2 protein-coding genes are annotated in these 1,020 nt (G+C 51.8%); both read left to right on the forward strand.

Translation table 11 applies throughout. The features are described 5' to 3' along the window. Positions 1 to 142 precede the first annotated feature (142 nt). Positions 143 to 361 carry a hypothetical protein gene (locus KP703_RS15435; protein WP_215755553.1) on the forward strand — a complete coding sequence of 73 codons (219 nt, stop codon included), beginning with the start codon at positions 143 to 145 and terminating at the stop codon, positions 359 to 361. Further along, on the forward strand, positions 358 to 1,020 hold a 663-nt coding region (locus tag KP703_RS15440), incomplete at its 3' end, for a recombinase family protein (RefSeq protein WP_215755554.1). The genes KP703_RS15435 and KP703_RS15440, both read left to right, overlap by 4 nt.

Here is a 1,020-nt window from a genome sequence, read left to right on the forward strand (position 1 = left end):
CAAAAAATATCAAGAATTTTCGATCACTTTTTCGTGGCATATGACTTTTTCGTGGCATATGAAATTGAGGTAGCGTGCCCTTTTGAGGCTGCCACAGGCTGGTGTGCAATAGTGATGTCACGCTTTTCGCAGGGGAAAAACAGTGACGCAGACTCATGAAAATCCCACACCGGATCTGATATCCGCAAATGACAATCTGACACCAGAAGGTGTCGAAAAAGCCGCTCAAGCAGCGGTCTATGCAGTTGCCAGCCTTATCGGTCGGAGAATGGCACGGGAGTATTTCGCCTCTTATCGGGCAGCTAACGACAACGGCGCTTTGTCCGATAATTCCCAGAAAATCGAGGAAACCCTAAAATGACACGTGTAGTATACTATGCGCGGTATTCGACTGATAAACAAAGCGCCAGTTCAATCGAAGATCAGTTCCGGCTATGCGAGGAATTCGCGATGCGTGAGAAGTGGGCGGTGGTCGGTAGTTATCATGACGCCGCCATCTCTGGTTCCGGGATGACTTTAAGGCCTGGCATTCAGGCCCTCTTGCGCGATGCGCAGGCGGGAGCGTTCGATGTTGTACTGGCTGAGGCGCTGGATCGCATTTCGCGAGACCAGGCGGACGTCGCGACACTATTCAAGCGTCTTTCCTTTGAGGGTATCGCCATCATTACTTTGGCGGAGGGGGAAATCAACGAACTCCATGTTGGTCTCAAGGGAACGATGAATGCTCTGCACATCAAAACTATCGCCCGGAACACGCACCGTGGGCTTTTGGGTCGGGTGATGAAAGGCAAGTCTGGAGGAGGCCTGTGCTATGGCTATCGGGCGCTCAAGAAGGTTGATGCTAATTTCGAACCCGTCCGGGGTGATCGGGAAATTATAACTGAGGAATCTGAAGTCGTTTGTCGTATTTTTCGAGCTTTCGCGGCAGGACGAAGCCCCAGATCTATTGCGGTGGAATTAAATGGGGAGGGGGTTCCTGGTCCGAAAGGCCGTGCCTGGAGTGACACAACCATCCGAGGT

It is taken from the genome of Acetobacter sp. P5B1, assembly GCF_018811985.1.
GTDB lineage: Bacteria > Pseudomonadota > Alphaproteobacteria > Acetobacterales > Acetobacteraceae > Acetobacter > Acetobacter cerevisiae.